The following is a 2,101-nucleotide window of genomic DNA, read 5'->3' as shown; positions in this document are numbered from 1 at the left end:
TGGCGCGCCTGCAGCGCGAGATAGAAGCCAGGGGGCGGCAAATATGTTAGCCGGTCCTTTTAGCTTCTGACCTTGGGTAGCTGTCCGGGTACGAATTGCCCGGATTTTTTTGTTGGCGGTGATTAATTCGGGGAGGAGCGGCGTAAAACAATTGTAAATGGGTCCTTAAGCGGGGTGTCTTAAATGGCAGGGAAGGGACTTTTGCGGGGTAGCTCGGGCGGGTCTTTTCTGCTTATCGGGGGGGCGGAGGATAAGGAAGGAGAATGCCTTATCCTGCGGGAATTTGTGAGCCTGGCCGGGGGGGAACGGGCCAGCATTGTGGTGATTACCACTGCCACGCGTCTGCCCGAAGAGGTTGGTGAAGTTTACCGCCGCGTGTTCCTGAAGCTGGGCGCAGGGGAAGTCTTGCCGCTCCACCTGGACAACCGGGAAAAAGCTGCAGATCCAGCCCCGGTCCGCATTTTACAGCAGGCTACGGGCATTTTTTTTACAGGCGGAGACCAGTTAAGGATTGCCAGGATCCTGGGGGGGACCCGCGTCGAACAAGCTTTGCAGGTCGCCAGCCGCGCGGGAGTGGTGATCGGCGGCACCAGTGCCGGTGCAGCCGCGATGGGCGAGGTTATGATCACGGGCGGCAGGGGTGGACGTTCTCCCGGAAGGAATACGGTGAAAATGGCTCCCGGCCTCGGACTTATCAGCGGCGTGGTGATTGACCAGCATTTCGCCCAGCGGGGGCGGATCGGCCGGCTGCTTGCCGCCGTGGCCCACAATCCCCATGTTCTGGGTATCGGTATTGATGAAGATACGGCCATCGCAGTTTCGCCGGACGGTCGTTTTACCGTGCTGGGTTCCGGCACGGTGACGGTGGTGGACGGGCGGACCATCACGCATACCAATGCTTCCGATTTACGCCCGCAGCCCATGCTGGCCCTTGCCGGGGCAACACTGCACGTTTTGCCTCAGGGTTACGGTTATGATTTTAAATCCCGGCAACCTTGCTTTACCGTATAGTCGAATGTCAAAAAACCCGGCTTTCCCGACTGGAGCCGGGTTTAAAAGTGCAGGTTGACAATCAGGCCACGGAGGTTGGTTCTCCGAGAGGAACTGAGGACACGCCCGTATATACGGATTGTTCTATACCTTTTCCAGGTACTTTAATATATAAGTGCAGTAATTTTCAAAATCCGCCAGTCTGTGTTGCATTATATCATACATTTCTTCCGGAGTTACCTCCGCGTAGCCATGCACCAGGCGGTTACGGTAACCGGCCATGCCCTTGATTCTTTCCGCAAACTCAGCAGGAAGAATTTTTTCCCTGCCCAGGGTCAATATGATTGACCGGTAATCGACCGGGTGTCCCAGTCCTTGCTTGGCCATGATGTGCCTGCCGATATTAAAAAGGCTCTCCAGGGCCCGGCGCAGGTGATGTTCGGCAATGGCAAAATTATCAGGGTCGGCCAGAAATTGTTCCCTGCTCAGGACTGTCATCTTTCTTAACCTGGCCAGGGAGCGTTTGATCATGTCAATACGGTTGTAGATCAAATCTTTGTTAAGCAAAATCACTCCCCCCGGAAAGTAAATCCTCCGCCATTTCCCGGTAGTACATCTCCAGGAAAGGTTTAAAGTCCAGGTAATCCCTTATGGTTATATCCTCAAAATCTGTGCGGAACTCATCATTTATACAATAAACGACTTTTCCTGTTTTGATTACGTTGAACTTTAAATAAACTGGAGCTTTTTGCAGAAAAAGAAGATCTACTTCCAGCGGGGCTAAATTTTCAGCCACGGCGTTTTGTAGCTGAATTTCCAGATCCAGATTATGTATATCGGGGGAGTAATCAGCAAAAATTACGGCGAGGTCGATATCACTGTCCCCGTAATAATCCTGGCCGGCACGGGAGCCAAAAAGATAACAGCAGGTCACCCCGAAATTTTCAAAAACCGGTTTTAGTTTTTCCCGTAACAGGTTAACGTCCAAAGTTACCACCCGCAGGTAAAAATGAGCGCATATTACACCGTTCAGACTTTTAATTATTATACGTTTGAAAGGTAAATTTTGCAATGTTAAGAAGGGTTGACCCTCCGCGCCTGGGGTATTTTT

3 protein-coding genes are annotated in these 2,101 nt (G+C 52.0%); 1 reads left to right on the top strand and 2 read right to left on the bottom strand.

The window, feature by feature from the left end; translation table 11 throughout:
* Positions 1-183: 183 nt before the first annotated feature.
* The gene (locus ACPLUI_RS14250) at positions 184-1,011 is read left to right on the top strand and encodes a cyanophycinase (protein WP_424660905.1); all 828 of its coding nucleotides are present in this window, start codon (positions 184-186) and stop codon (positions 1,009-1,011) included.
* Between the two features lie 123 nt (positions 1,012-1,134).
* Here the strand turns inward: ACPLUI_RS14250 and hepT are convergent, their stop codons facing one another.
* Positions 1,135-1,557, bottom strand: a complete 423-nt coding sequence (gene hepT, locus ACPLUI_RS14245) for a type VII toxin-antitoxin system HepT family RNase toxin (RefSeq protein ID WP_424660904.1) — start codon at positions 1,555-1,557, stop codon at positions 1,135-1,137.
* Positions 1,550-1,978: a type VII toxin-antitoxin system MntA family adenylyltransferase antitoxin gene (gene mntA / locus ACPLUI_RS14240; RefSeq protein WP_424660903.1), complete on the bottom strand. Its 429-nt coding sequence runs from the start codon at positions 1,976-1,978 to the stop codon at positions 1,550-1,552. The genes hepT and mntA overlap by 8 nt, the downstream gene beginning before the upstream one ends.
* Between the last annotated feature and the right edge of the window lie 123 nt (positions 1,979-2,101).

Origin of the sequence: Desulfofundulus sp., assembly GCF_049701015.1 — a bacterium.
Lineage (GTDB): Bacteria > Bacillota > Desulfotomaculia > Desulfotomaculales > Desulfovirgulaceae > Desulfofundulus.
Note: the sequence above shows the minus strand (reverse complement) of the source record. Positions and strands in the feature narration are given on the sequence as shown.